This is a genomic window from Paenarthrobacter sp. R1 (genome assembly GCF_030264015.1).
GTDB lineage: Bacteria > Actinomycetota > Actinomycetes > Actinomycetales > Micrococcaceae > Arthrobacter > Arthrobacter ureafaciens.
In genome coordinates, this window is record NZ_CP127115.1 from 164,679 (window position 1) to 189,972 (window position 25,294).

Sequence of the window (25,294 nt, forward strand, 5' to 3'; positions counted from 1 at the left end):
ACTCTAGTCCCCGCCGGGAGTCAGGATGAAGTCCCAGGGATCGCTGTTGGTGCTGCTGACGCGGATCTCGACGTCGAAGCCCTGGTCCATGAGCACGTTGCCAAGCGCTTCGGCCGCGACGGGAAGCCACAGCCATTCGCTGGCGAAGTGCGACACGTCAATGAGGTAAGGCCTGCCGTTCACCGCACCTTCGCGGGCTTCAGAGGCAGGGTGGTGGCGCATGTCCGCGGTCACGTAGACGTCGGCGTGGTTGGCGCGGACGGCGTCGAACAGGCTGTCACCTGCCCCGCCGCAGACGGCAACCCTGCGCACCAAGCCGTCTTTGTCCCCTGCCACGCGCACACCGCCGGCCACCGCCGGCAGCATCCCGAAAACCCTGGCGGCGAAGTCGCCGAGTGTCATGAGCTCGGGGAGGTCGCCTACCCGGCCGATCCCTTCCTCCGGCAAGCCGTTGGCCGCGGTGGCCAATGGCGTAACGTTGTCCAGCCCCATGGCATCGGCAAGGACGTCGGAGACTCCCCCTACCGCCGAGTCCCCGTTGGTGTGCACGGTGAGCAGTCCCGTTCCGGCTTCAATGAGGCGGTGCACGGCCAGGCCCTTGGCCGAGGTGGCAGCCACGGAGTTCACCCCTTTGAGCAACAGCGGGTGATGGGTTATGAGGAGTTCGGCGCCCCATTCGATCGCTTCATCAATGACATCCAGGGTGGGGTCAACAGCGAAGAGGACTTTGGTGACCGGAACATCGGGGCGGCCAACAACCAGCCCCACCTCGTCCCAGTCCTCCGCGAGGGATTCGGGCCAGAGTTCCTCCACTGCCAGCAGGACCTGGCCCAGGGTCGGTTCCCCGTTCGCGTCGATCGTGCCGGCTTCATCGCCGGTGTCCCCGTTGGAAAGGGCGGTGTCTACTGCTTCCATGCTCTTATTCTTACCTACGCAGCCGGATCGGTCAGGGTCCGGCCACGGGCCAAAGTTCAGGAAGGCTGCTCGATTCCGTCACCGTCCCGTAAGGTGTTGCGGGAATCATCACGCCCTGCGAGCCATTGAAGAGATCATGAAAACTTTCGTACTTGGCGGCGGCTGCTTCTGGTGCCTTGATGCCGTTTACCAAAAGACCCGCGGTGTCAGCTCGGTTGTCTCCGGCTATACAGGCGGCCATCTGCCCGATCCCGACTACTACGAGGTGTGCTCCGGAACCACCGGGCATGCCGAGGTGGTGGCGGTGACCTTTGACGAAGCCTCGGTTCCGGAAGAGGTCATCCTCGACATGTTCTTCGCCCTGCACGACCCCACCACGTTGAACCGCCAGGGCTACGACGTGGGCACGCAGTACCGCTCCTCGATGTTCTACACCACCACAGAGGAGAAGATCCTTTTCGAGGAAGCCATTGAGCGCGCCCAGGCATTGTGGTCGAATCCGATTGTTACGGAAGTGACCAGGCTGGGTCATTTCTACGATGCAGAAGATATCCACCAGAACTACTACGCAAAATTCCCGAACCAGGGCTACTGCCAGGTGATTATTAACCCGAAGCTGGCCAAGGCCAGGAAATATTACTCCGCATGGCTAATTGCTTAGCGGGGTTTCCGCCCCGCTGGTTAGGCTGACCTCAGCAATCCCTCTTCAGAGATAGGCATACATTTTCATGGCAAGGATCTACGACGACGTCACCCAGTTGGTCGGACGCACCCCGCTTGTCCGGTTGAACCGCCTTACCGAAGGACTTGACGCCACTGTTGCGGTCAAGCTGGAGTTCTACAACCCGGCCAACAGCGTCAAGGACCGCATCGGCGTGGCCATCATCGACGCCGCCGAGAAGTCCGGTGCCCTGAAGCCCGGCGGCACCATCGTCGAAGGAACCTCCGGAAACACGGGCATCGCCCTTGCTTTGGTGGGCGCAGCCCGCGGCTACAAGGTCATCCTCACCATGCCGGAGACCATGTCCACGGAACGTCGCGTCATGCTCCGCGCCTACGGCGCCGAAATCGTCCTCACCCCGGGTTCCGAAGGCATGCGCGGTGCGGTGGAGAAGGCCCAGGAAATCGTAGCCAACACCGAGAACTCCATTTGGGCACGCCAGTTCGCCAACGAGGCCAACCCCCAGGTGCACCGTGACACCACGGCCGAGGAAGTCTGGGCAGATACCGACGGCGAAGTGGACATCTTCGTTGCGGGCGTCGGCACCGGCGGCACCATCACCGGCGTCGGACAGGTCCTGAAGGAACGCAAGCCCGGCGTCCAGATCGTGGCCGTCGAACCCAAGGACTCCCCCATCCTGAACGGCGGCGCCCCGGGCCCGCACAAGATCCAGGGCCTTGGAGCGAACTTCGTTCCCGAAATCCTGGACACCAACGTCTACGACGAGGTGCTCGACGCCACGCTCGAAGATTCCGTCCGTGTTGCCCGCGAACTCGGTGCCCGCGAAGGCATCCTGGGCGGCATCTCCTCCGGCGCGATCGTGTGGGGCGCACTGGAACTGGCCAAGCGCCCCGAAAACGCCGGCAAGCTGATTGTGGCTGTGGTCTGCGACTTCGGCGAACGTTACATCTCCACCGTGCTGTTTGACGATATCCGCGGCTGATCCTTCGCCCGCACCCACCCCGTTCCTGTAGAAAGGTCTTTGTGAGTTTCTTCGCAAGGCTTAAGGAAGACCTCGACGCCGCCCGGTCCCACGACCCGGCGGCTCGAGGTTCTTTTGAGAACTTTTTCGCCTACTCCGGCCTGCACGCCATTTGGGCCCACCGGCTGACGCACAAGCTGTGGCAGAATCCGGCCCTCCGTTTTCCTGCCCGGCTGATATCACAGCTGGCCCGGTTCATGACCGGTATCGAGATCCATCCCGGTGCCACGATCGGGCGCCGTTTCTTCATTGACCACGGCATGGGGGTGGTGATCGGAGAGACCTCTGAGATCGGTGACGACGTCATGATCTACCATGGGGTAACGTTGGGCGGCCGTTCACTGGCCAAGGTCAAGCGGCACCCGACCATCGGTGACCGGGTCACCATCGGCGCGGGGGCAAAGGTGCTGGGTCCCATCACGATCGGTGCGGACAGCGCCATCGGCGCCAACGCCGTGGTGGTGAAGAACGCTCCCCCGGAGTCCATCATCACCGGCATCCCCGCCACGTGGCGGCACAGGGATGCAAGGTCGGAGACCAAGCCGGCGGTGGACCCCGCCGAGTACTACATCGAATACCGGATCTAGCAAGCACGGTCCGGAAGAATCCCGGCGCCCCGGGATCCCTCGCCCCACGGCAGGGATCCCGGGGCGTTTGTGCCTTCACGGCCCGGGAGATCGATGCGCCCTGGGACGGCAAAGGCCGGTTCCTCCCGGTGTGTGCGGGAGGAACCGGCCTTTGCGTTGAACGTGGTTAGTGGGTGTCCACTGCCGAGATTTCGGACTTGTCCTCGCCCCACAGCGTGTGGAACGTGCCCTCGGCGTCGACGCGGCCGTAGGTGTGGGCACCGAAGAGGTCGCGCTGGCCCTGGATCAGGGCAGCGGCGACGCGCTTGCGGCGCAGGCCGTCGTAGTAGGCCAGGGAGGAGGAGAAGACCGGTACCGGGATACCCAGCTGAACGGCGGTGGCCACAACGCGGCGCCATGCCGGCAGTGCCTCAGCGATGGCCTTGGTGAAAGCCGGCGCGAAGAGCAGGTTGGCGGGCTTTTCCTCGGCGGCGTAGGCGTTGGTGATGTCCTTGAGCAGTTCAGCGCGGATGATGCAGCCTGCGCGCCACAACGAGGCGATCTCGTCCAGCTTCAGGTCCCAACCGTATTCCTTGGCGGCAGAGGTCAGCATGTCCAGGCCCTGGGCGTAGGAAACCAGCTTGGAAGCGTACAGCGCCTGGCGGACATCCTCGACGAACGTCTCGGGGATTTCGACGGCGGCTTCCGCCCCTTCCAGCAGCTCCTGGCCCAGCTTGCGCTGTTCAGCCTGCGAGGACAGTGCGCGGGCGAAGACGGACTCGGCGATGCCGGACACCGGCGAGCCCAGCTCGAGTGCGGAGATAACAGTCCAGCGGCCGGTGCCCTTCTGGCCTGCGGCGTCAACCACAACATCCACGAAAGGCTTGCCGGTCTTGGCGTCCACGTGGCCAAGGACCTCGGCGGAGATTTCAATCAGGAAGGAGGACAAATCGCCCTTGTTCCATTCAGCGAAGATCTTGGCCTGTTCGGCCGGTTCGATGCCTGCACCAGAGCGCAGGAGATCGAAGGCTTCGCCGATGACCTGCATGTCGGCGTATTCGATGCCGTTGTGGACCATCTTGACGAAGTGGCCTGCACCGTCGGTGCCGATCCAGGCGCAGCACGGTTCGCCGTCGACCTTGGCGGAGATCTTTTCCAGCAGCGGGCCGAGCGCGTCGTAGGACTCGCGGGAACCGCCGGGCATGATGGACGGGCCGTTGAGCGCGCCTTCTTCGCCGCCGGAGACACCGACGCCCACAAAGTGGAGGTCCTTCTTGGCCAGCGCGGCTTCCCGGCGGCGGGTGTCCTCGTAGTGCGAGTTACCGGCGTCGATGATGATGTCGCCGGCTTCGAGCAGCGGCTCAAGCTGTTCGATGACGTTGTCCACGGGGGCACCGGCCTTGACCATGATCAGGACACGGCGCGGCTTCTCCAGCGAGTCGACAAGCTCCTGCAGCGTTTCCGTGCGGATGAAATCGCCCTCTGACCCGTGCTTTTCAAGGAGCGCGTCGGTCTTCTCCACGGAACGGTTGTGGAGTGCCACGGTGAAGCCGTTGCGGGCAAGGTTGCGGGCAAGGTTGGCGCCCATCACCGCGAGGCCGGTGACACCGATGTGTGCTGACATCAAAACTCCAATTCGATCGTGCATAGTCCTGCAGGCAGCAGGAAGCGATTTCGTTAACAGGGGCTGTAATAAACCATACGTATTAAATTCGCGGGCCGGTAGCCTGGCTCACGTTGTGGGACAGCGCCGCGTCATAAAACAGTCTAAGATGACGCGGCTTTCCGGTGCGGGCGGCACGAACGTGCCGTACGTGCCGAAAAGGGCCGAAGCAGGCGGCCTGCCTTCCGGGCGGAGTGTGCGCCACTATGCTTACCACTATGTCAACCAGCCTCCACCACCGCGCCGTCGAGCATCTGGGAACCCGGATCGTGGGTGGCACCCTCCCCACAGGCCACGTCATGCTGGCCGAGCACTTGGAAGAAGAGCTGAATGTCTCCCGTTCCGTCGTGCGCGAAGCAGTCCGGGTACTCCAATCGCTGGGACTGGTGGAAACCATCAAGCGGGTGGGCATCAGGGTCCTGCCTGCCCACCGCTGGAACCCCTTCGATCCACTGGTGATCCGCTGGCGGCTGGCCGGCGAAGCCCGCGGCGCCCAGTTGCGGTCGCTGGCTGAGCTGCGCTCCGCCGTCGAGCCCGTAGCTGCCGAACTGGCCGCCGGCAACGCACCGGACGCCCTGCGGCAAGAGCTCATGGACATCTCCCTTGCCATGCGGGAAGCGGGCGACGCCGGGGACACCGCCCGCTTCCTGGAACTGGACATCCGGTTCCACGCCTTGGTGCTGTCCGGCTCAGGCAACGAGATGTTCGCCAACTTGATCGGCCAGGTTACTGAAACGTTGACCGGCCGCACCGTTCACGGCCTGATGCCTGAGCACCCGCAGCAACAGGCCCTGCAATGGCACATCGATGTTGCCGAGGCGATCCATGCAGGAGACGGCCCCCGGGCCCGGGAGGCCTCGGATCAGATCATGCGGCACACCATTGCGGAGCTGGCCCCCATCTGGGAAAGCCAGCCCCGCGTGTTCGTTCCCGTAGCCAGGACCTAATCCCGGAAGTTCAGCAGTACCTTCCCGGACTCTTCCGAGTTCTTTGCCACCTCAAACGCTTCGAGGCCGTGGTTGAGGTCGAATTCGTGCGTAACCACGGGGTCCACGGCCAGCGAGCCGTCGGCCAACGCCGTAATGACCTCGTCGATCTCGTCGTTGAAGCGGAAGGAACCGAGCAGTTCCAGTTCCCGGGTAATGGCCAACGAAATGAAGACCGGCTGGGGACCTGAGGGCAGCAAGCCCACCATCACCACCTTGCCTCCCCTGGTGGCCCCCTTGATGGCCGACGCCAGCCCGAAGTGGCTGCCCGAGGACTCGATGACGATGTCGGCGTCGACGGCGGCAATGGCCTCGGCGTCGTCGCCCTTCAGAACCGCATCCGCGCCTACCGCGCGTGCTATCTCCAGAGGCTTGTCATGCATGTCGACGGCGACGATCCGCGACGCGCCGTTGCGCTTCAGCACCGCAACAGCCAAGGCGCCGATCGGCCCGCTGCCGATCACCAGGGCAGCCTTCCCGGCAACATCCCCGGCGCGCGCTACGGCGTGCCAGGCGACGCTCACCGGTTCCACGAGAGCGGCCGTCCGGAGATCCAGGTTTTCCGGCAAGGCCCGCAGCATCCTGGACGGAAGGTTCGAGTAGCGGCTGAAGGCGCCGTCAGTGTGCGGGTACCGCGCAGCACTGCCCAGGTAGGTGCAGCCAGGAGAAAGGTTCGGCCTGTCCTCCGGATACCGGACGTCACCCGGGGCGGGAGTGGCAGGGTGGACAGCCACCGGCGTGCCGGCTTCCGGACCACTGCCGTCCGCCGCCTGTTGGAGGACGACCCCGACGATTTCGTGGCCAAGGACCATTGGTTCCTTGAGGATGGACTCACCGGCTGCGCCATGAAGCCAGTAGTGCAGGTCCGATCCGCAGATTCCCCCGTAGGCGATCTCAACAATCGCTTCGTCGGGTGCGGGGCGGGTCAGCGGAAGGTCTTCGATACGCAGGTCGCCCTTGCCGTGGGCCACCACAGCGGGTCCGGATGCTGGAAGCGTGATGCCCATCAGACCACCACCGTCATTCCGCCGTCGACGAAGATCGTCTGGCCGTTGACGAAGTTGGAGGCCTGCGACGCCAGCCAAACAGTGGGTCCGGCGAGGTCAGCCACCGTGCCCCAGCGGTTGGCGGGCGTCCTGCCCAGGATCCACGAGTTGAAGTCTTGGTCGTCAACCAGGTTCTGGGTCATTTCCGTGTGGATGTATCCCGGTGCAATGCCGTTGATTTGCAGCCCGGAAGCTGCCCATTCCGCGGTCATGGCGCGGGTCAGGTTCCGCAAGCCGCCTTTGGCCGCAACATAGGGCGCGATGGTGGGGCGGGCGAGGTCGGTCTGCACCGAGCAGATGTTGATGATCTTGCCGCTGCCCCTGGGGATCATGTGCCGGGCAGCTTCACGGCCCACCAGGAAGGCGCTGGTGAGGTCGGTGGTGATGACGCGTTCCCAGTCCTTGACGTCAAGGTCGAGCATGGGAACCCGGTGCTGGATGCCGGCATTGTTGACCAGGATGTCCAGTGGGCCGACGTTCTTCTCGACCCAGTCCACGCCCTCAGCGGCGGAGGCAGCGTCGGTGACATCGAAAGCCCGGCTTTGGACCCGTCCTTCGGGGTAATCGGCGGCCATTGCCTGCTGCGCAGCCTGAAGCCGCTCGCTGTTGATTCCGTTCAGCACCACCGTCGCCCCGGCATCGGCAAGGCCCCGGGCGAGGGCGTTGCCGATCCCCCGGCTTGAACCGGTGACCAGCGCAACGCGGCCGGTCAGATCGAATAGTCCACTCATGGTTATGTTGATTTCCTTCGTGTTCGGGTCCGGCAAGGGCTTGTTCGTGCCGGTCGGATGGGATTTGTTAGCTGTTGGCCGGCGACCCGGCGGCCGGTGACCCGGCCGGCGGTGACCAGGCGGGAATGGCGCCCAGGTTGGCGACGGTTTGCCGGACAACGGCCAGGTCCTGGTCACCCAGCCCTTGGCGCTTCAGTTCGGCGTAAAGCTCAGTGGCGGCCGTCGCGATAGGGACAGCGGTCCCGGCTGCCCGGGCGCTGTCCAGGACAAAGCCGAGGTCCTTGTGCATGAATTTAGCGGGACCCGTGGGGTGGTAGTCCTTGGCTGCGAGGCGGGGTCCAACGACCTCCAGGACACGGCTTCCCGCCAAGCCGCCGGACAGGACGTCAAACAGGGCTTCCACATCCATGCCCGAGTGTTCGGCGAGTTCCGCCGCCTCGGCGAGTGCCGCCGTCGTACTTCCCACGATCAACTGGTTGCACGCCTTGGCGAGCGACCCGGATCCCAGTCCGCCCATGCGCCGGACCGTGGAACCCATGGTCGAAAAAAGCGGGTGAAGCCGCTCGAAGTCCGCCTCGGATGCGCCCACCATGATGGCGAGCGTCCCCTGCTGCGAGCCCACCGTGCCGCCGCTGACCGGCGCATCCACCACTACGGCTTTCCCGGCACTGGCCTCGGCCACGGTGTCACCGAACCGTCGGACTTCGATCGGGGAGACACTGCTCATGATGACGACGGCGGTACCTGCTGCCGGGGGCACGGCCCGCCACGCGGACAGCAGGCCAGTGGCTGCGTCCTCGATGAAGGGCAGGTCAGGCAGCATGAACACGATGACCGGCTCATCCCGCAGATCGCCGACGCTGGCCGCGCGCTTAATGGCCGGAACCGCGTCGAAGGCGCCTTCGGACCTGTTCCATCCCGTCACGTCCCAGCCGCCCGCAGCCAGGTTCGCGGCCATCGGAGCCCCCATCAGGCCCAGGCCTATGAAGCCTGCCCGCCTGCCGGGAGCCGATCCGGTGCTGTTCATGGGTTCGCCCTCACTTCTTCGTGGTCATATCGGAGAAATCTGTTCAATATCCTAGCCGTCATTCAGTATGATGAACACTATGACGACTGATGAACTTACCATCGCGATCGCTGTGCCCCTCGAAGCTGAGTACGTAGAGCAGATCCGTGCTGTTGACCCTTCCGTGACCGTCCTCTACGAGCCGGACCTGCTGCCCCCCGAGCGTTTCCCGGCCGACCACGCCGGCGACCCCCGCTTCGAGCGCACCCCTGAGCAGGACGAGCGCTACTGGTCGATGCTGAACAAAGCCCAGGTTCTGTACGGCTTCCCGAACGAGAGCCCGGCGGGCCTGGCCAGGATCGCCGAAAGCAACCCCCGCCTGCAATGGATCCACGCCATGGCCGCGGGAGCAGGCGGCGCCGTCAAGGCATCGGGCCTCGATCCCGAAACCCTCCGGAAGTTCCACGTCACCACCTCAGCGGGCGTGCACGCGCTCCCCCTCGCTGAATTCTCCGCTTTCGGCATCCTGAACGGGTTCAAGCGCAGTGCTGAGTTGGCCCAGGACCAGGCTGCCAAGGTGTGGCCTGAGCTGCGGACCCCCACCAGGCTTGCCAATGGCTCCAAGGTTGTCATTGCAGGCCTCGGCGAGATCGGCATGGAGACGGCACGGATCGCACGGGCCCTTGGCATGAAGGTCAGCGGCACCAAGCGCAATGTCGAAGCCATTGAAGGAATCGACGAGGTCACCACCAACGACGGACTCGCCGGCCTGGTTGCCGACGCCGACGCCGTGGTCAACACCCTGCCCGGCACCCCCTACACGGAGAAGCTTTTCAGCACCGGGATCTTCTCCGCAATGAAGCCCGGGACAGTGTTCGTCAACGTTGGGCGCGGCACGGTAGTGGACGAGGACGCGCTGCTCGAAGCCCTCAACAACGGGCAGGTCTCCTATGCTTGCCTCGACGTTTTTGCTGTTGAGCCGCTCCCCCGGGACAGCCCGCTCTGGAGCCACCCCAAGGTGCTGGTGTCCCCGCACACCTCAGCACTCAGCGCCGCCGAGAACCGCCTCATTGCAGAACGCTTCTGCAGCAACCTCCGCAAGTTCATCGACGGGGAGGATCTCCCGCACCTCGTGGATCCGGTGCACTTCTACTAAACCCGCGCCACCAACAAAGGCTCCAACCCCCGGACTGAACCGGCCGCCGGGGGTTGGGGCCTTTTGCTGTGTGGCCCACCCGCGGCGGGTTCGCGGGAATTCTGCGGGCACCCAGGGAAACTTCGCGCCGCACGGCAGCTTTCCGGCGAACACGTGGGCCCGCGAACGCCAGCTTTCCCGCGAACGCGTGGGCCGGCTCCCGTGGAAAGCAATGGCACACGCGAAAGGGCGGCTTCGCCGTGCGAAGCCGCCCTTTCAGGGGTTTACAGCCCTACTTGGCGTCCTCCGTGCTGACGAGGTCGCGTCCCACCGTCTCCGGGGTGAAGAAGGTGGTGACGAAGGAGATCAGCGCCAGGACAAGCGAGTAGATGGCAAGGACCAGCCACGAATGGTTGGTGGCCGCCAGCAATACTGCTCCAAGCAGCGGGGCGATGCCGCCGGCGATGACTGCGGAAATTTCCCGGCTCATGGCCACGCCGGTAAACCGGTACTGCGAACCAAAGAGCTCAGGAAGCAAGGGGCACTGCGGGCCGAGCATGGACTGTACGCCGATCGCGATGCCCACTGCCATGACAATCCATACCAACGTGACGTTGCCCAGGGTGACCAGGTAGAAGGCCGGAACAGCAATGATCGCCTGGAAGAGGGCACCGTAACGGTAGACCGGAACACGGCCGAACCTGTCGGACAAAGCACCGAAGGTAACCACCAGGATGGCTGCGAAACCTGCGGCAATCAGCAGGCCGACAGGGCCAATGGAGTTATTGCCCGCGAAAACACCGGCCGGCATGCTCATGAACGACACCAGCAGGGCCGAGTAGATGGAAGAGTTGCCGTTTTCTCCCATACGGAGCCCGATGCCCACCAGGACGTTCTTCTTGGAATGCTTCCACAGCGCACCGATGGGGTTCTTGACGACGTTCTTGTGCTTCTCAAGTTCCTGGAAAGCCGGAGTTTCCTTGAGCTTAAGGCGAATGAAGACCGCAACGATGATCAGGATGAAGCTGGCCAGGAAGGGAACGCGCCACAGCCAGCCTTGAAGGACCGAGGTGTCCGCCATGGCAATCAGGGCAAACGTGCCGGCGCCCAGGAGCGTGCCGAGCTGGATACCCACGAACGGCAGGGAAGCGAAGAACCCACGACGGCGGCGCGGGGCCACTTTCGAGATCAGCGTCGTTGCGCCGGCCTGCTCCGCGCCGGCACCGAGGCCTTGGATGATCCGGAGGGTCACCAGCAGAACTGCGCCCAGCATGCCCGCCTGTTCGAACGTGGGGAGCAATCCGATGGCGAAGCTGGCGGTGCCCATCAAGGCGATGGTCAGGATCAGTACCATCTTCCGGCCGAACCGGTCACCGATGAAGCCGAAGATCAGCCCGCCGAAGGGACGCGCCGCGAATCCGACGCCGTACGTCGCGAAGGACGCGATGAGGGCGCCGTCCGGCCCCAGAGGAGCAAAGAACAACGGCCCGAAGATCAAGGCCGAAGCCAAGCCGTAGATGTAGAAGTCGTAGTACTCCAGAGCGGAACCTACGGAACTGGCCAGCGTTGCCCTTCGAAGCTGGTCCGGTTCTACAACCGCGTCGTCAGCCTCCGCTGCGAGCTTTGCATTGGTTTGAGTAATCACAAGCACTCCCTCAACATCACGCGAGGCCCCCGTTGGCCCGGCGAGATAGTGATGGCTTCAACCGCCAAGGTCACTATACTGAACAGCGTACAGCGAGTTGAATCACATGCCAATATTGAAATCAGATTTATTTGCAGGTCGGAGCTTGTCAGCCCATAGGGTTGCCCAGGGATCGGGCCAATTCTTTCAGCTCTTTGACCATGAGCGCGCCCTGCTCTTCGGAATAAGTGGCCTTCAGTGCTGTCACCGACAGTCCAAGGCTGGGTCCATGGGCGCCGTGAGTGGGCACCGGCACGGCCAGGCAAACGACGCCGACGGTCGACTCCTCATCCTCGAAGGCGAAGCCTTGCTTCCGTATGGTCGCAATCTGGGCCTTTAGCTCCTCGGCCGTCCTGAGGGAATTTGCCGTCATGACCGGCAGTGCCATGCCGTCCGGGAACATGGCCTCAATGTCGTGGTCGTGGAGTTGGGCAATCAGCGCCTTGCCCACGCCGCACAGGGACACGGGCATTTTGTCGCCGATGTTGGATGTCAGCCGGACAGCGGGGTGGCCCTCATAGCGGGCCAGATAGATGACGTGGTCACCGTCGAGCATGGCGATGCGCACGGTCTCCCCGGAGAGGGTGGGCGCTTGCTCGCAGTACTTGTAGAACTCCTGGACCTCATCAAGACGGCTCAGATACGCAGCGCCGAGTTCAACGAGCTTGCGCCCCAACGCGAAATCGGCTCCTTGGCGGGTGATAAGCCGCGCCTCTTCCAGGGCAAGCAGCAGATTCGAGGTGGAAGATTTGGGAATCCCCAGCTCCCTGGCGAGGTCACTCAAGGTCAGTCTCCCCGAAGGGGACCCGGCGAGGGCGTCCAGCACTGCGGCAGCCCGGGTCACGGCCGGAGCCGGCGACGATGCTCCCAACCCTTCTGAACGGGCGGTTCGGGAATCAGCCATGATTCTCCTTCGTCGTTGGATCCTGCTGTTCAGTCTGCTGAACAGATCCCATCATAGTGGGTTTTGGAGAGTGAGAACCTACGATTCCCGTCCCGGCGGTTCCGGCAAAAGACACAGAACTGCCCATTGCCGTGATTGCTTTCCATTCATCCGGAGTTCGCTGTATATTCTTTTTCGAGCTCTCCACCGCGGCATCCCCCAATAGTCGCGGTGGAGAGCTCAGCCATTTCCAGGGAAACAGCGGGTCCTGCCTTAGGCGACAGCGTGCATTTCTTCCCTGATGCACCACCCTCCGCCGGCGCCGTCGCGCACGAGTTCCCATGTGGCCAGGGCCGAACCCGGGTTGCCACCGAGGCGGACCTGGACCTGGCACACTTCAATGTCCACCCTGCCCTGCCCGCGAGGCATGCGCTTGGCGGTCTCCCACCAGGCCACCCGTTCAAACCAGCGAACGGGCTCGACCGCTATCTGCCATTCCCTGGCTCCCCGCACCACCGACTCGGGGGTGCCGTCAGCTGTGTTACGTATATAGACGTGCTCCATACCGAGGACACTAGGGGCAGGTACTGACAGGATTGCTGCCGGCAAAAACAAACCCCCGGCTTCTTCCAATGGGAAGATGCCGGGGGTTTTATGTGGTGGGTCCTACCGGGATCGAACCGATGACATCCACGGTGTAAACGTGGCGCTCTACCAGCTGAGCTAAAGACCCTTGCTTGGTTCCGTACGTTCAGCACGTCAACCAACGAACAACGACTCTACATGATCATCCGGCAGAATGACCAATCGAACGTTCCGCTTGATCCAGATCGGGCAAGTGCCCCGCCAAATAGCTCAACGCTCCGCTGACGCCCAGGTCCAGCTTCAGCGTTGCGAACTCATCGCCACGGGTGATGCCCCTGTTGATGATGACCACCGGCTTCCCCGCCTTGGCAGCATGGCGGACGAACCTCAGCCCGCTCATGACGGTTAGAGACGATCCGGCCACCAAAAGGGCGCCGGCGTCGTCAACCATGCCATAAGCCCGCTGAACACGATCCTTGGGGACGTTTTCACCGAAATAGACAAAGTCAGGTTTGAGGGTTGCCCCGCAGACGGGACAGACGGCCACCACAAAGGACGTGATGAGTTCCGGATCTTCCACGGTCGCATCCGCATCAGGAGCCATCTCCACCACGCCGGCCTCGACGGCTTTCTGGACAAAGCCCGGGTTCAGCTCCTCGAGGATGGCGGCGAGCAACTTCCTGGAAAAGGTGTGGCCCTGCTCCAGGCAGATGACTTGGTCGAAGCGTCCATGGAGGTCCACCACGTTGACGCTGCCTGCGTCTTCGTGGAGCCTGTCGACGTTCTGCGTAATGAGTCCGCTCAGGAGGCCGCGCTGTTCCATGGCTGCCACAGCGGCATGGCCCACGTTCGGATTGGCGCGGCGCAGATGCGACCATCCGATGTGGTTGCGGGCCCAGTACCGCCGGCGGTTTGCCGCGCTGCGGACGAACTCCTGGTAGGTCATGGGCTTTCTTGGCGCCGATCCCGGTCCCCTGTAATCAGGTATTCCGGAATCCGTACTGAGGCCTGCGCCGGTGAGGACAGCCAGTCGCTTGCCTGCCAGGACCCCATGCGCTTCTTGCAGCCCGGCAACCTCGGCTGGTTCCAAAGCTTCCATGAGTGCGGGGTCCTGGCTGGCGAAGCCTGTCATGCCCACGCCGGGCGTCACGTTGCTCACAGCCGGCCCGGGAGGTGCACTGCTACTGCTCCGCCAAGGCAGACAGCGCGGCACGGTATTCTTCGAGGTCGCGTGCTTGCCCCCGGGGGTTGACTACCACGTAGCGGACGATGCCATCTGCATCGATGATGAACGTTCCCCGAAGAGCCATCCCGCTGTCTTCGTCGAAAACGCCATACTGACGGGCTACTTCCCCGTGGGGCCAGAAGTCGGCCAGAAGATCAAACCCGTAGCCCTCTTTTTCGGCGTAGGCGCGCAAGGAAAACTTACTGTCCACGGAGATGGCGAGCACTGCAGCGTCAGCGTCGTCAAAGGCCCCGATATTGTCCCGGAGCTCACAGAGTTCACCGGTGCAGATTCCTGAGAAAGCAAAGGGATAGAAAACCAGGACCACGTTCCGGCCCCTGAAGTCCGACAACCGGATGGGCTCGCCGTATTGGTTGGACAACTCGAAGTCCGGCGCCGGTTCCCCGGCCGCAGGTACGGTCGCCGGGAGGGATTCGCGTACTTCCGTCACTTGTTCTTCTTTGCCACGAGCCGGGTGGCACTCCAGTCCTTGGAAACTCCGGCCGAGGTTGTCAGGTGGAGCCCGGACGTGGGCGCTGCATCCTGGATATCGGCCGGGGAGACGTAATTGGGACGGCCGGACTTGGGCGTCAGGACCCAAACCACTCCGCCCTCCTTCAAAGTGGTGAGCGAGTCCATCAGGGCATCCACCAGGTCACCGTCGCCGTCGCGCCACCAGAAAATCACGGCATCGACGACGTCATGATCGTCTTCATCCAAGAGTTCTGATCCGGTGAAATCCTCGATATCGTCACGCAAGTCGAAGTCGACGTCGTCGTCATAGCCGCGTTCCTGAATCAGATCCCCATCTTTGAAACCCAATCTTTCCGCCACATTTACCGATGTGGCGGCGTCGGCCTCGCTCACGTTTCCTCCTTTTGAAGTGACTTCCATTACTAAAGCCAACACCCTTTGGGCGCCCGCTTCAAGCCGTCGCAGCTGCGGGCGGCCACTTTCCACCTTACTCCGAGGGCTTTTGCCCGCGCGGAAACTCCATGTATCCGGCCATGCCACACGTCCGGGTGTGACATACAACGCCTGTGAACGGGTGCGGCTACGCATACCGGCGCCGCGAAAGCTAGAGTGGCCATGAGCGCTTTGGCTGCAGGGCGACCGCCCCGAAGAAATCCACTATGGACAGCCATTCGCTCACAAGACCTGCCCGGCGCATCCGACCGGGCTGTTGAAACCGAGATGTCGCACACGACGCGTTCATGACGGGCAGTTACCCTGCCGGACCTGAGGCGCCGATGGATGCGCCTAAAGGAAGGTTGGACGTGGCTGCAGGAGAAGAGACCTCACACATCCTCAGCGGGTTGACTGCCCAGCTGCCTGATCGTGATCCGGAAGAGACTGCGGAGTGGATTGAGTCCCTTGATGCGTTGATCGCTGAGCAGGGTACTGAGCGTGCGCAGTTCATTATGCGTTCGTTGCTCCAGCGTGCCGGTGCCCGGAGCGTGGGTGTTCCGATGGTGACCACTACTGATTACGTGAACACGATTCCGGTGGATCAGGAGGCTGAGTTCCCGGGTAATGAGGAGTTCGAGCGCCGGTACCGGGCGTATATGCGGTGGAACGCGGCGGTGATGGTTCACCGGGCGCAGCGCTCCGATATCGGGGTGGGCGGGCATATTTCCACGTACGCGGGCGCGGCGACGTTGTATGAGGTGGGTTTCAATCACTTCTTCCGCGGCAAGGACCATCCTTCGGGCGGGGACCAGGTGTTCTTCCAGGGCCACGCGTCCCCGGGCATGTACGCGCGTGCGTTCATGGAAGGGCGGTTGAGCGAGGAGGATCTGGACGGGTTCCGGCAGGAGAAGTCCAAGGAAGGCCATGCCCTGTCTTCCTACCCGCACCCGCGCCTGATGCCGGGGTTCTGGGAATTCCCGACCGTGTCGATGGGTATCGGCCCGATGAACGCGATCTACCAGGCCCAGTCCAACCGGTACCTGCATAACCGCGGGATCAAGGACACCTCCGACCAGCAGGTCTGGGCGTTCCTTGGTGACGGGGAAATGGACGAGCCCGAATCGCGGGGTTTGCTGCAGCTGGCAGCGAACGAGAACCTGGACAACCTGAACTTCGTGATCAACTGCAACCTCCAGCGCCTGGACGGGCCGGTGCGCGGCAACGGCAAGATCATGCAGGAACTCGAAGCGTTCTTCCGCGGCGCGGGCTGGAACGTGATCAAGGTCGTCTGGGGCCGGGAATGGGACTCCCTCCTGGAAGCGGACCACGACGGTGCGCTGGTCAAACTCATGAACGAAACCGCCGACGGGGACTACCAGACCTACAAGGCCGAATCCGGCGGGTTCGTCCGCGAACACTTCTTCGGCCGCACCCCGCAGACCAAGGACATGGTCGCGGACCTGAGCGATGAACAGATCTGGAACCTCAAACGCGGCGGCCATGACTACCGCAAGGTCTACGCCGCGTACAAGGCAGCGACCGAGTTCAAGGGCAAACCCACCGTCATCCTGGCCAAAACCGTCAAGGGCTACGGCCTGGGCCCGCACTTCGAGGGCCGCAACGCGACCCACCAAATGAAGAAACTGACCATGGAAGACCTCAAAGCCTTCCGTGACCACCTGCGCATCCCGATCAGCGACGAACAACTCGACGCGGACCTCTACCGGCCCCCGTACTACCACCCCGGCATGGACGCCCCGGAAATCCAGTACCTCATGGAACGCCGCAAAGCACTGGGCGGATTCCTGCCCGAACGCCGCCCCGGCCACACCCCCGTGACCCTGCCCGAAGCCAAATCCTACGACATCGCCAAACGCGGATCCGGGAAACAACAAGCCGCGACCACCATGGCCTTCGTGCGCCTGCTCAAAGACCTCATGCGCGATAAAAACTTCGGCCACCGCCTCGTCCCGGTCGTCCCGGACGAATCACGCACCTTCGGCATGGACGCGTTCTTCCCGACCGCGAAAATCTACAACCCCAAAGGCCAGAACTACCTCTCCGTGGACCGCGACCTCGTCCTGGCCTACAAAGAATCCCCCGCCGGACAACTGATCCACCCCGGCATCAACGAAGCCGGAGCCGTCGCAGCATTCACCGCCGCCGGAACCTCCTACGCCACCCACGGCGAACCCCTGGTCCCGATCTACGTCTTCTACTCCATGTTCGGCTTCCAACGCACCGGAGACTCCTTCTGGGCCGCAGCAGACCAAATGACCCGCGGCTTCATCATCGGCGCCACCGCAGGACGAACCACCCTCACCGGCGAAGGACTCCAACACGCCGACGGACACTCCCCCCTGCTCGCCTCCACCAACCCCGCCGTGCGCACCTACGACCCCGCCTACGGCTACGAAATCGGCCACATCATCCGCCACGGACTCGAACAAATGTACGGCGATGACAGCACGCAAGGAATAAAAACTGCGTCAGATCAAAACGTCATGTACTACCTCACCGTCTACAACGAGCCCATCACCCAACCGGCCGAACCCGCCGACCTGGACATCAACGGACTCCTCAAAGGCATCTACCAACTCGCCCCCGCACCCGAAGGGGACACCAACCGGCCCACCGCACAAATCCTCGCCTCCGGCGTCTCCGTGCCCTGGGCCCTGGAAGCCGCCCGCATCCTCAACGAGGACTGGGGCGTCGCCGCGGCCGTCTGGTCAGTAACCTCCTGGAACGAACTCCGACGCGACGGACTCGCCGCCGAAGAACACGCCTTCCTCAACCCCGGCCAGGAAACACCCACCCCCTTCATCACCAAACAACTCCACGGCCACAACGGACCCGTCATCGCCGTGTCCGACTACATGAAAGCCATCCCCGACCAAATCCGCCAATACATCCCCAACGACTTCGCCTCCCTCGGAGCAGACGGCTTCGGCTTCTCCGACACCCGCCAAGCCGCCCGCCGCTACTTCAAAAACGACACCCACTCCATCGTCACCAAAACCCTGCAACTTCTCGCCGCCAAGGGCGAAGTCGCAGAAGACGCCACGGAGAAGGCCATCGCGAAGTACCGGCTGCTTGACGTCAACGCCGGCACCACCGGAGGCGCAGGCGGGGAGGCCTGACCTTTCGCCAAGGCCCAGGCCAGTCCCCGGCTGGCCAAGCCCGGCAACAATCCGCACGGCGGCTTCCACCGGAAGGTGGGGGCCGCCGTCGGGCTTTAAGCACGCCGTTTGCAGCGCCACGCGGTGACGTGAGCCGCACCATGCGAAGTTGTAGCCTTCGCACAAATGGAGCTTGGTCTTGATGCACCGTATGCTCATTCCATGGCCGAGCCCACCAAGACCACTACCAAGCGCAAAGCAGCCCCGCCGGCGGTGTCCCCGGAGAAGGCCGAGACCTTGCGCCAGCTCCGCGCAAACGTGGGACAACTGTCCACCAGCACCATGCGACAGCTGGAGAAATCACTGCCCTGGTACAGCCGGTTGAGCTCGGACGAACGCTCCGCGCTGGGACTTGTTGCGCAAAACGGCATCGCGGCTTTTGTGACCTGGTATGAGCGGCCGAGTTCCCCGTCCTGGATCCTGACCGACGTCTTCGGCAATGCGCCTACCGAACTGACTCGCTCCATCAGCCTGCAGAAAGCGCTGCAGCTGATCCGGATAGTGGTGGAGGTAGTGGAGGACCAGGTTCCGGTCATCGCACCGGAGTCCGACCAGCCTTCCCTGCGCGAAGCAGTGCTGAGGTACTCCCGCGAGGTGGCTTTCGCTGCAGCCGACGTGTATGCCCGCGCGGCCGAATCCCGCGGTTCGTGGGATACTCGGCTGGAAGCGCTGATCGTGGACGCCATCCTCCGCGGCGAGAACACGGACGCCCTGCGCTCCAGAATCGCGGCGCTGGGCTGGAAAGCCCAGGAGAGGTTCACGGTGATGGTGGGCAATTCCCCTTCAGAACCGAGCGCCAGCTATGTCAGCGAACTCCGCCGCACGGCCGGACGTTTCGCGGAGGACGCCCTGGTGGGAATCCAGGGCGACCGTTTGATCCTCATTCTCGGCGGAGTCCAGGACCGGGACACCGCCTATGTAAAACTGAGCGAACTCTTTGCCCCCGGCGCGGTGGTGTACGGCCCCGAGGCCAGCTCCCTGCTCGAGGCCAGCAGTTCCGCCCAGGCCGCCTTCGCGGGACTGACCGCGGCCCGTGCATGGCCGTCCGCTCCCCGGCCGGTAGCCGCCGACGACCTGCTGCCTGAACGTGTTGTCTCCGGAGATGACGCAGCGCGAAGGTCCTTGATCAAGAACATCTACCGCCCCCTGCTGGCCGCCTCGAACGGGCTGGTTGAAACCCTGGGCACCTACCTTGAGCTGGGACATTCGCTGGAAGCCACGGCGCGCGAATTGTTCGTCCATGCCAACACGGTGCGCTACCGTTTGAAGCGTGTTTGCGACGTGACGGGCTGGGATCCCCTGCTGCCGAGGGAAGCCTTCGTGCTCCAAACCGCCTTGGTGGTGGGGCGCCTTTCAGCCCAACCGAAGGCCGCTGCCGACCGTCACGCATCGCGTTCACAGAACTGAACCGTTGTAGACTTCCTACAAACTGACCCAGTGAGCTTGGTGTACCGAAACACCAGTGGATCACGTGGCAATTTGGAAAGCTGGATACGTGCTTGCAATCGTCTGCCCTGGACAGGGCTCCCAGACCCCAGGTTTTCTGGCCCCTTGGCTGGAACTCCCCTCCGTCGAAGGCCAATTGGCCAAGCTGAGCGAGATCGCAGGCATCGACCTCAAGGCCCACGGCACCACCTCTGACGAAGAAACCATCAAGGACACTGCCGTGGCACAGCCGCTGATTGTGGCCGCGGGCCTCGTCGCCGCCAAATCCTTGTTCGACGTTGAACTCAATACCCTTCCCGTTATTCTTGCGGGGCACTCGGTAGGTGAAATCACCGCTTCCGCACTAGCGGGCGTCCTTACGGACGAGGAAGCCATGACGTTCGTGCGCGAACGCGCCAACAGCATGGCAGCCGCTGCGGCCGTCACTCCCACGGGCATGAGTGCCGTGGTGGGCGGGGACCCGGCTGACGTCCTCGCAGCCATCGAGGCTTCCGGCGCTACTCCGGCCAACGTCAACGGCGCAGGCCAGACCGTCGCTGCCGGCACCTTCGAGCAGTTGAAGGCCCTTGCGGACAACCCGCCTGCCAAGGCCCGCGTCATCCCGCTCAAGGTCGCCGGCGCTTTCCATACCTCCCACATGGCACCGGCAGTGGACGCACTTGAGGCACTCAAGCCCTCGCTTTCGCCCCAGGACCCTACGGTTCCCCTGCTATCCAACTACGACGGCAAGGAAGTGAAGGCGGGTTCCGCCGTCGTCGACAGCCTGATCGCCCAGGTCTCCCGGCCGGTCCGTTGGGACCTCTGCATGGAGAACCTGGTTGAGCGCGGTGTTACCGGCGTCATCGAACTGGCCCCCGCGGGAACCCTCGCCGGTCTCGCAAAGCGCGGCATGCCGGGCGTCAAGACCGTGGCAGTCAAGACGCCCGAGGACCTGTCTGCCGCCCTTGCCCTGTTTGCCGAACTGGAGGGAGAAGCATGAGCACGCCCGTATTGAAGAAGGCTCCGGTTCACGAAAACAGCCGTATCCTCGGGATCGGCGCCTACCGGCCCGACGTCATCGTCACCAATGACGACGTCTGCCAGTGGATTGATTCTTCGGACGAATGGATCCGCCAGCGCACCGGCATCATCACCCGCCATCGCGCCGCTGCCGATGTCAGCGTGATCGACATGGCCGAGGGCGCCGCCCGCGACGCCCTCCAGCAGGCGGGCATTGAGGCATCCCAGTTGGGCGCCGTCATTGTCTCCACGGTCACCCACCCGTACGCAACGCCGTCGGCGGCTGCTGCACTCACCGACCGTTTAGGCGCGACGCCGGCACCTGCCTTTGACATCTCCGCCGCCTGTGCGGGTTACTGCTACGGGGTTGCCCAGGCGGATGCGCTGGTGCGGTCCGGAGCCGCCGACTACGTCCTGGTGGTTGGTGCCGAGAAACTTTCGGACGTCATCGACAACCATGAACGCACCATCTCGTTCCTCCTCGGCGACGGCGCCGGCGCCGTCGTGGTGGGACCTTCGGACACTCCGGGCATTGGCCCGTCTGTCTGGGGATCGGACGGCAGCAAGTGGAACGCCATCGGCATGACCCACTCGCTGGACGAAGTCAGGAAGCTGGGCGAATCAGCCCGCCACTCGGACGAGACAGACGATCCCGCCATCCTCTCCGCCACCCAGGACGTGTGGCCCACCCTGCGCCAGGACGGCCAGACCGTCTTCCGCTGGGCAGTCTGGGAAATGGCGAAGGTAGCCCAGCAGGCGCTGGATGCCGCTGGCATCGAAGCAAGCGACCTGGCTGCTTTTGTCCCCCACCAAGCGAACATGCGCATCATCGACGAGATGGTCAAGAAGCTGAAGCTGCCCGAGTCGGTGGTCGTTGCACGTGACATCGCCCAAGCAGGCAACACGTCCGCGGCTTCCATCCCCTTGGCCACCCACCGGCTCCTTCAGGAGAACCCGGGCCTGAGCGGAGGCCTGGCGTTGCAGATCGGTTTCGGCGCCGGCTTGGTCTTCGGCGCCCAAGTGATCGTGCTGCCGTAACCGGAGCCGTGTCTCCAGCCAACTGAATACGCAGTCAAAACCCAAACCGTAATCGCGGTTTGCCCCCTTTCCGGCAGCAGCCGGCAGAACAAGAAAAGGAGCCAATCATGGCTAGCAACGAAGAAATCCTGGCCGGCCTGGCTGAAATCGTCAACGAAGAGACCGGCCTTGCCACCGAAGCCGTGGAACTGGACAAGTCCTTCACCGAGGACCTGGACATCGACTCCATCTCCATGATGACCATCGTGGTCAACGCCGAAGAGAAGTTCGGCGTCCGCATCCCGGATGAAGAGGTCAAGAACCTCAAGACCGTGGGCGACGCCGTCAGCTTCATCGCAAACGCACAGGCCTAGTCCTGGCACCAGCTGTGCCGGGCCGGGGTTGCTGATCCTGCGCCCGGCACAGCCGCATTACCGCCCAAAGTTTTTTTCTGCCGCCCCTGCATGAACTGCAGGCGGGACGGCACATCCGACAGAGAGTGATCGCATGGCACGCAAAGTAGTCATAACCGGTCTGGGGGCCACCACTCCCATCGGCGGCGATGTTCCCACAATGTGGCAGAACGCGCTGAAAGGGGTCTCAGGAGCCCACACCCTCGAAGACGAGTGGGTTTCCAAGTACGACCTCCCCGTGCACTTTGCTGCCAGGTGCTCGACACCCGCACTGGACGTCCTGACGCGCGTTGAAGCCAAGCGCATGGACCCCTCAACCCAGTTCGGCGTCATCGCCGCTCGCGAGGCCTGGGCAGACGCAGGAATCGAAGGAATTGACCACGACCGCCTTGCAGTGGCCTTCGCCACCGGCATCGGCGGCGTCTGGACGCTTCTGGACGCCTGGGACACCCTCAAGGAAAAGGGACCCCGCAGGGTCCTGCCCATGACCGTTCCCATGCTGATGCCGAACGGCGTTGCCGCCGCAGTGAGCCTCGACCTGGGGGCCCGCGCCGGAGCCCACACGCCCGTCTCGGCCTGCGCCTCCGGCACGGAAGCACTCCACCTTGGCTTGGAGCTGATCCGTTCGGGCAAGGCCGATGTGGTCATGTGCGGCGGTGCCGAAGCGGCTATCCACCCGATGCCGTTGGCTGCCTTCTCCTCCATGCAGGCCCTTTCCCGTCGTAACGATGAGCCGGAGCGCGCCTCCAGGCCCTACGACATCGACCGCGACGGCTTTGTGATGGGTGAAGGCGCCGGAGCATTGGTGCTTGAAGCCGAAGAGCACGCGATCGCCCGTGGCGCACGCATCTACGCCGAGTTGGCCGGAACGTCGGTCACGGCAGACGCCTACCACATCACGGCTCCGGACCCTGAGGGCCTCGGTGCTACCCGTGCGCTGAAAGCAGCCATGTTCGACGGCCGCATCCAGGCCGAGGACGTGGTTCACGTCAACGCCCACGCCACATCCACTCCTGTGGGCGACAAGCCGGAGTACACGGCGCTCCGCGCTGCCCTGGGTACCCACGTGGACAACGTCGCAGTATCGGCCACGAAGTCCCAGATGGGCCACCTCCTGGGTGCATCCGGCGCCGTCGAAGCTGTCCTCACGGTCCTGGCTGTCTACGAACGCAAGGCACCGGTAACCATCAACCTTGAGAACCAGGATCCGGAAATCCCCCTTGACGTCGTGACGTCGGTGCGGGACCTCCCTGCCGGGGACATCGTGGCCTTGAGCAACTCCTTCGGATTCGGCGGACACAACGCAGTCATCGCGGTCCGTAACGTCTAAAGCGGGTCCTTGAACAGGACGCGCAGAACCAGCAGGGCCCCCACCGCATATGGTGGGGGCCCTGCTGGTTGCTATGGGAACGTTGGAGGCTTGAGGTAGTCAGCCCACCTGGTGCAGCCAGCGAACAGGTGCGCCTTCGCCGGCATGGCGGAACGGTTCGAGCTCTTCGTCCCACGCTTCGCCGAGGGCAAGGGAAAGCTCATGATAGACCGCCGAAGGATCGCCGGCACCGGACTCGTAGGCGTAACGAATGCGGTCTTCGCTGACCATGACGTTGCCGTGGACATCGGTGACGGCGTGGAAGATTCCGAGTTCGGGCGTGTGGGACCATCGGGCACCGTCCACCCCGGGACTCGGCTCCTCGGTCACTTCGTACCGCAGGTGTGCCCAGCCCCTGAGCGCAGAGGCCAGTTGGGCACCAGTGCCCGGCTGGCCAACCCACGACAATTCGGCCCGGAACATTCCGGGCGCAGCTGGTTGCGGGGTCCACTCAAGATCGGTTCGCTTATCCACGACCGATCCAATGGCCCATTCCACGTGCGGGCACAAGGCAGTCGGAGCCGAGTGCACGAACAGGACACCGCGGGTTGTTGCAATAGACATTCCATCCTCCATAGCTGTAGGTACGTCTTCCCCAACGACCTCTGCATGGACGACATCACTGACTTATGCCGTGAACCCTGCGGGATATTCAGTTATTTGAAGACGATCCAAACCCGATGGTCGCCGCTATTAAGAACCAGTCTTCCACAATGGAATCGCTTTGCTCGATTGTGGCACACGAGTTCATTGTGGCAAACAAGGAACCCTCAACTTGAAATTGAAGGTTCCGCAGTGGTGCTTACATTTTGCCGTACACGTCACTTTTCCGCCAGTGCAACATTTGCCGGGCGCTAGGCTCTCGGGTGCGCTTGCCGGTAACTGTTGCGCAATCTTTCCACGGAGACATGTGTGTAGATCTGGGTAGTGGCAAGGCTGCTGTGACCGAGGATCTCCTGCACTGCCCTGAGATCGGCGCCGCCGTCCAGCAAATGGGTGGCCGCGCTGTGGCGCAGGGCGTGCGGACCGGTAGCGGCGGTGTCGCCGAGGGCTTCGAGAAGATTGCCCACGACGCTCCTGACTTGCCGCGGGTCCACGCGCTTGCCGCGCTGCCCCAGGAAAAGCGCGGGACCGCTCAGGGGGACAACCAGGTCCGGGCGTCCGCGTCGCAACCAGTCGTCCAGGGCAACGGCAGCGGGGACCCCGAAAGGAACCGTGCGCTCCTTATTGCCTTTGCCCAGCACCCGCAAGGTCCGCCGGTCAGGGTCTACATCGTCGACGTCCAAGCCGGTCAGCTCACCCACACGGATGCCAGTGGCGTAAAGCAACTCCACCATGGCACGGTTCCTCAGCGATAGCGGGTCCCCCTCCGCGGCGGCGGCATCGAGTTCATCGACCACCCTGCTGATTTGCCGCTGATGAAGGACCCCGGGCAATGACTTGCTGCGTTTTGGAGCCTGCAGGCGCAGGGCGGGATCACTCTGGATCAGTTCTTCGCGAAGAGCCCACTTCGTGAAGGACCTGGCAGTCGCGGCCCGGCGGGCCAAGGTGGACCGCGCCATGCCCGATTCGCTTTGCGCACCCAACCAACGGCGGAGCGTTCCAAGGTCCACCGAGCGAAGATCAGTGGTCCCCTCCTGTGCCGCGAAGCCAAGAAGGCTCTCAACATCCGACATGTAAGCCCGTACCGTGTGGGCCGACCTGGCCCGCTCCGCTTCCAGATAACGCCTGAAGCCCTCGGCCGCTCTTCCAAACTCCGGGGGCAGTGATTGTCCATCCACCTTTCCACTTTGCCACTGTCCGGTGCGGGATCGCTGCAGGACGTGGCACTAGC

At 63.4% G+C, this 25,294-nt stretch carries 24 protein-coding genes and 1 tRNA gene; 11 read left to right on the forward strand and 14 right to left on the reverse strand.

The features are described from left to right. Positions 1-3: 3 nt before the first annotated feature. Complete coding sequence (locus QN084_RS00795; RefSeq protein WP_069696367.1) at positions 4-915, reverse strand: Nif3-like dinuclear metal center hexameric protein; 912 nt, start codon at positions 913-915, stop codon at positions 4-6. Positions 916-1,051: 136 nt separating this feature from the next. Here QN084_RS00795 and msrA point away from each other — a divergent pair, with 136 nt between their 5' ends. From msrA to epsC, 3 genes are all read left to right on the forward strand, one after another. Continuing rightward, positions 1,052-1,576 carry a peptide-methionine (S)-S-oxide reductase MsrA gene (gene msrA / locus QN084_RS00800; protein ID WP_021470726.1) on the forward strand — a complete coding sequence of 175 codons (525 nt, stop codon included), beginning with the start codon at positions 1,052-1,054 and terminating at the stop codon, positions 1,574-1,576. A gap of 67 nt (positions 1,577-1,643) precedes the next feature. After that, the gene (gene cysK / locus QN084_RS00805; protein WP_021470727.1) at positions 1,644-2,579 is read left to right on the forward strand and encodes a cysteine synthase A; all 936 of its coding nucleotides are present in this window, start codon (positions 1,644-1,646) and stop codon (positions 2,577-2,579) included. Between the two features lie 41 nt (positions 2,580-2,620). Continuing rightward, positions 2,621-3,205 (forward strand): serine O-acetyltransferase EpsC, encoded by a 585-nt coding sequence (gene epsC / locus QN084_RS00810; RefSeq protein ID WP_021470728.1) that lies wholly within the window; start codon positions 2,621-2,623, stop codon positions 3,203-3,205. A 166-nt stretch (positions 3,206-3,371) separates the two neighbouring features. On the opposite strand, the gene gnd is transcribed toward epsC, so the two are convergent. After that, positions 3,372-4,808 (reverse strand): NADP-dependent phosphogluconate dehydrogenase, encoded by a 1,437-nt coding sequence (gene gnd / locus QN084_RS00815; protein ID WP_021470729.1) that lies wholly within the window; start codon positions 4,806-4,808, stop codon positions 3,372-3,374. 257 nt (positions 4,809-5,065) lie between these two features. On the opposite strand from gnd, the gene QN084_RS00820 reads away from it, so the two are divergent. Next, positions 5,066-5,794, forward strand: a complete 729-nt coding sequence (locus tag QN084_RS00820) for a FadR/GntR family transcriptional regulator (protein WP_031215998.1) — start codon at positions 5,066-5,068, stop codon at positions 5,792-5,794. Here the strand turns inward: QN084_RS00820 and QN084_RS00825 are convergent. From QN084_RS00825 to QN084_RS00835, 3 genes are all read right to left on the reverse strand, one after another. After that, entirely contained in the window at positions 5,791-6,840 is a 1,050-nt protein-coding gene (locus QN084_RS00825) for an L-idonate 5-dehydrogenase (protein ID WP_069696366.1), read from the reverse strand. The two genes, QN084_RS00820 and QN084_RS00825, sit on opposite strands and share 4 nt — an antisense overlap. Then, on the reverse strand, positions 6,840-7,610 hold the full coding sequence (locus tag QN084_RS00830) for an SDR family oxidoreductase (RefSeq protein ID WP_021470732.1): 771 nt from the start codon (positions 7,608-7,610) through the stop codon (positions 6,840-6,842). The genes QN084_RS00825 and QN084_RS00830 overlap by 1 nt, the downstream gene beginning before the upstream one ends. A 67-nt stretch (positions 7,611-7,677) precedes the next feature. Further along, a complete protein-coding gene (locus QN084_RS00835) occupies positions 7,678-8,637 on the reverse strand; it encodes an NAD(P)-dependent oxidoreductase (protein ID WP_069696365.1) in 960 nt (319 codons plus the stop codon). A gap of 67 nt (positions 8,638-8,704) precedes the next feature. On the opposite strand from QN084_RS00835, the gene QN084_RS00840 reads away from it, so the two are divergent. After that, on the forward strand, positions 8,705-9,772 hold the full coding sequence (locus QN084_RS00840; protein WP_062097015.1) for a D-2-hydroxyacid dehydrogenase: 1,068 nt from the start codon (positions 8,705-8,707) through the stop codon (positions 9,770-9,772). 271 nt (positions 9,773-10,043) lie between these two features. Here QN084_RS00840 and QN084_RS00845 read toward each other — a convergent pair whose 3' ends face one another. The 7 genes from QN084_RS00845 to QN084_RS00875 all read right to left on the reverse strand — a co-directional run bounded on the left by QN084_RS00845 (position 10,044) and on the right by QN084_RS00875 (position 14,995). Then, complete coding sequence (locus QN084_RS00845) at positions 10,044-11,402, reverse strand: MFS transporter (RefSeq protein WP_069696364.1); 1,359 nt, start codon at positions 11,400-11,402, stop codon at positions 10,044-10,046. Between the two features lie 142 nt (positions 11,403-11,544). Next, the gene (locus QN084_RS00850; RefSeq protein WP_021470736.1) at positions 11,545-12,339 is read right to left on the reverse strand and encodes an IclR family transcriptional regulator; all 795 of its coding nucleotides are present in this window, start codon (positions 12,337-12,339) and stop codon (positions 11,545-11,547) included. A gap of 252 nt (positions 12,340-12,591) precedes the next feature. After that, the gene (locus QN084_RS00855; protein WP_062099226.1) at positions 12,592-12,882 is read right to left on the reverse strand and encodes a hypothetical protein; all 291 of its coding nucleotides are present in this window, start codon (positions 12,880-12,882) and stop codon (positions 12,592-12,594) included. A gap of 93 nt (positions 12,883-12,975) precedes the next feature. Further along, positions 12,976-13,051 (reverse strand) — tRNA-Val (locus tag QN084_RS00860). Positions 13,052-13,105: 54 nt separating this feature from the next. Beyond that, a complete protein-coding gene (locus tag QN084_RS00865) occupies positions 13,106-14,002 on the reverse strand; it encodes an NAD-dependent protein deacetylase (protein WP_256869849.1) in 897 nt (298 codons plus the stop codon). Between the two features lie 82 nt (positions 14,003-14,084). Then, positions 14,085-14,579, reverse strand: a complete 495-nt coding sequence (locus QN084_RS00870; protein ID WP_062097019.1) for a peroxiredoxin — start codon at positions 14,577-14,579, stop codon at positions 14,085-14,087. Beyond that, the gene (locus tag QN084_RS00875; RefSeq protein WP_021474829.1) at positions 14,576-14,995 is read right to left on the reverse strand and encodes a DUF3052 domain-containing protein; all 420 of its coding nucleotides are present in this window, start codon (positions 14,993-14,995) and stop codon (positions 14,576-14,578) included. Before QN084_RS00875 ends, QN084_RS00870 begins: the two co-directional genes overlap by 4 nt. A gap of 383 nt (positions 14,996-15,378) precedes the next feature. Between QN084_RS00875 and aceE the strand changes: the two genes are divergently transcribed. The 6 genes from aceE to QN084_RS00905 all read left to right on the forward strand — a co-directional run bounded on the left by aceE (position 15,379) and on the right by QN084_RS00905 (position 23,421). Further along, on the forward strand, positions 15,379-18,177 hold the full coding sequence (gene aceE / locus QN084_RS00880) for a pyruvate dehydrogenase (acetyl-transferring), homodimeric type (protein ID WP_285751750.1): 2,799 nt from the start codon (positions 15,379-15,381) through the stop codon (positions 18,175-18,177). A gap of 201 nt (positions 18,178-18,378) precedes the next feature. Beyond that, positions 18,379-19,623, forward strand: a complete 1,245-nt coding sequence (locus tag QN084_RS00885) for a PucR family transcriptional regulator (RefSeq protein WP_021474396.1) — start codon at positions 18,379-18,381, stop codon at positions 19,621-19,623. Positions 19,624-19,711: 88 nt separating this feature from the next. Next, positions 19,712-20,641 carry an ACP S-malonyltransferase gene (locus QN084_RS00890; RefSeq protein ID WP_021474395.1) on the forward strand — a complete coding sequence of 310 codons (930 nt, stop codon included), beginning with the start codon at positions 19,712-19,714 and terminating at the stop codon, positions 20,639-20,641. Next, positions 20,638-21,699 carry a beta-ketoacyl-ACP synthase III gene (locus QN084_RS00895; protein ID WP_021474394.1) on the forward strand — a complete coding sequence of 354 codons (1,062 nt, stop codon included), beginning with the start codon at positions 20,638-20,640 and terminating at the stop codon, positions 21,697-21,699. Before QN084_RS00890 ends, QN084_RS00895 begins: the two co-directional genes overlap by 4 nt. Before the next feature lie 107 nt (positions 21,700-21,806). Next, positions 21,807-22,052, forward strand: a complete 246-nt coding sequence (locus tag QN084_RS00900; protein ID WP_011692310.1) for an acyl carrier protein — start codon at positions 21,807-21,809, stop codon at positions 22,050-22,052. 133 nt (positions 22,053-22,185) lie between these two features. Then, a complete protein-coding gene (locus QN084_RS00905; RefSeq protein ID WP_062097025.1) occupies positions 22,186-23,421 on the forward strand; it encodes a beta-ketoacyl-[acyl-carrier-protein] synthase family protein in 1,236 nt (411 codons plus the stop codon). Positions 23,422-23,520: 99 nt separating this feature from the next. On the opposite strand, the gene QN084_RS00910 is transcribed toward QN084_RS00905, so the two are convergent. Both QN084_RS00910 and QN084_RS00915 read right to left on the reverse strand, forming a co-directional pair. Then, positions 23,521-24,024: a DUF3145 domain-containing protein gene (locus tag QN084_RS00910; RefSeq protein ID WP_021474391.1), complete on the reverse strand. Its 504-nt coding sequence runs from the start codon at positions 24,022-24,024 to the stop codon at positions 23,521-23,523. A gap of 290 nt (positions 24,025-24,314) precedes the next feature. Beyond that, positions 24,315-25,241: a tyrosine recombinase XerC gene (locus QN084_RS00915; protein ID WP_062097027.1), complete on the reverse strand. Its 927-nt coding sequence runs from the start codon at positions 25,239-25,241 to the stop codon at positions 24,315-24,317. Positions 25,242-25,294: the final 53 nt, after the last annotated feature.

Coding starts and splice junctions, on each gene's coding strand:
- QN084_RS00795 (WP_069696367.1), bottom strand. CDS start 915: ATGGAAGCAGTAGACACCGCCCTTTCCAACGGGGACACCGGCGATGAA.
- msrA (WP_021470726.1), top strand. CDS start 1,052: ATGAAAACTTTCGTACTTGGCGGCGGCTGCTTCTGGTGCCTTGATGCC.
- cysK (WP_021470727.1), top strand. CDS start 1,644: ATGGCAAGGATCTACGACGACGTCACCCAGTTGGTCGGACGCACCCCG.
- gnd (WP_021470729.1), bottom strand. CDS start 4,808: ATGTCAGCACACATCGGTGTCACCGGCCTCGCGGTGATGGGCGCCAAC.
- QN084_RS00820 (WP_031215998.1), top strand. CDS start 5,066: ATGTCAACCAGCCTCCACCACCGCGCCGTCGAGCATCTGGGAACCCGG.
- QN084_RS00825 (WP_069696366.1), bottom strand. CDS start 6,840: ATGGGCATCACGCTTCCAGCATCCGGACCCGCTGTGGTGGCCCACGGC.
- QN084_RS00830 (WP_021470732.1), bottom strand. CDS start 7,610: ATGAGTGGACTATTCGATCTGACCGGCCGCGTTGCGCTGGTCACCGGT.
- QN084_RS00835 (WP_069696365.1), bottom strand. CDS start 8,637: ATGAACAGCACCGGATCGGCTCCCGGCAGGCGGGCAGGCTTCATAGGC.
- QN084_RS00840 (WP_062097015.1), top strand. CDS start 8,705: ATGATGAACACTATGACGACTGATGAACTTACCATCGCGATCGCTGTG.
- QN084_RS00850 (WP_021470736.1), bottom strand. CDS start 12,339: ATGGCTGATTCCCGAACCGCCCGTTCAGAAGGGTTGGGAGCATCGTCG.
- QN084_RS00855 (WP_062099226.1), bottom strand. CDS start 12,882: ATGGAGCACGTCTATATACGTAACACAGCTGACGGCACCCCCGAGTCG.
- QN084_RS00865 (WP_256869849.1), bottom strand. CDS start 14,002: ATGGAAGCTTTGGAACCAGCCGAGGTTGCCGGGCTGCAAGAAGCGCAT.
- aceE (WP_285751750.1), top strand. CDS start 15,379: ATGGATGCGCCTAAAGGAAGGTTGGACGTGGCTGCAGGAGAAGAGACC.
- QN084_RS00885 (WP_021474396.1), top strand. CDS start 18,379: ATGGCCGAGCCCACCAAGACCACTACCAAGCGCAAAGCAGCCCCGCCG.
- QN084_RS00895 (WP_021474394.1), top strand. CDS start 20,638: ATGAGCACGCCCGTATTGAAGAAGGCTCCGGTTCACGAAAACAGCCGT.
- QN084_RS00900 (WP_011692310.1), top strand. CDS start 21,807: ATGGCTAGCAACGAAGAAATCCTGGCCGGCCTGGCTGAAATCGTCAAC.
- QN084_RS00905 (WP_062097025.1), top strand. CDS start 22,186: ATGGCACGCAAAGTAGTCATAACCGGTCTGGGGGCCACCACTCCCATC.
- QN084_RS00910 (WP_021474391.1), bottom strand. CDS start 24,024: ATGTCTATTGCAACAACCCGCGGTGTCCTGTTCGTGCACTCGGCTCCG.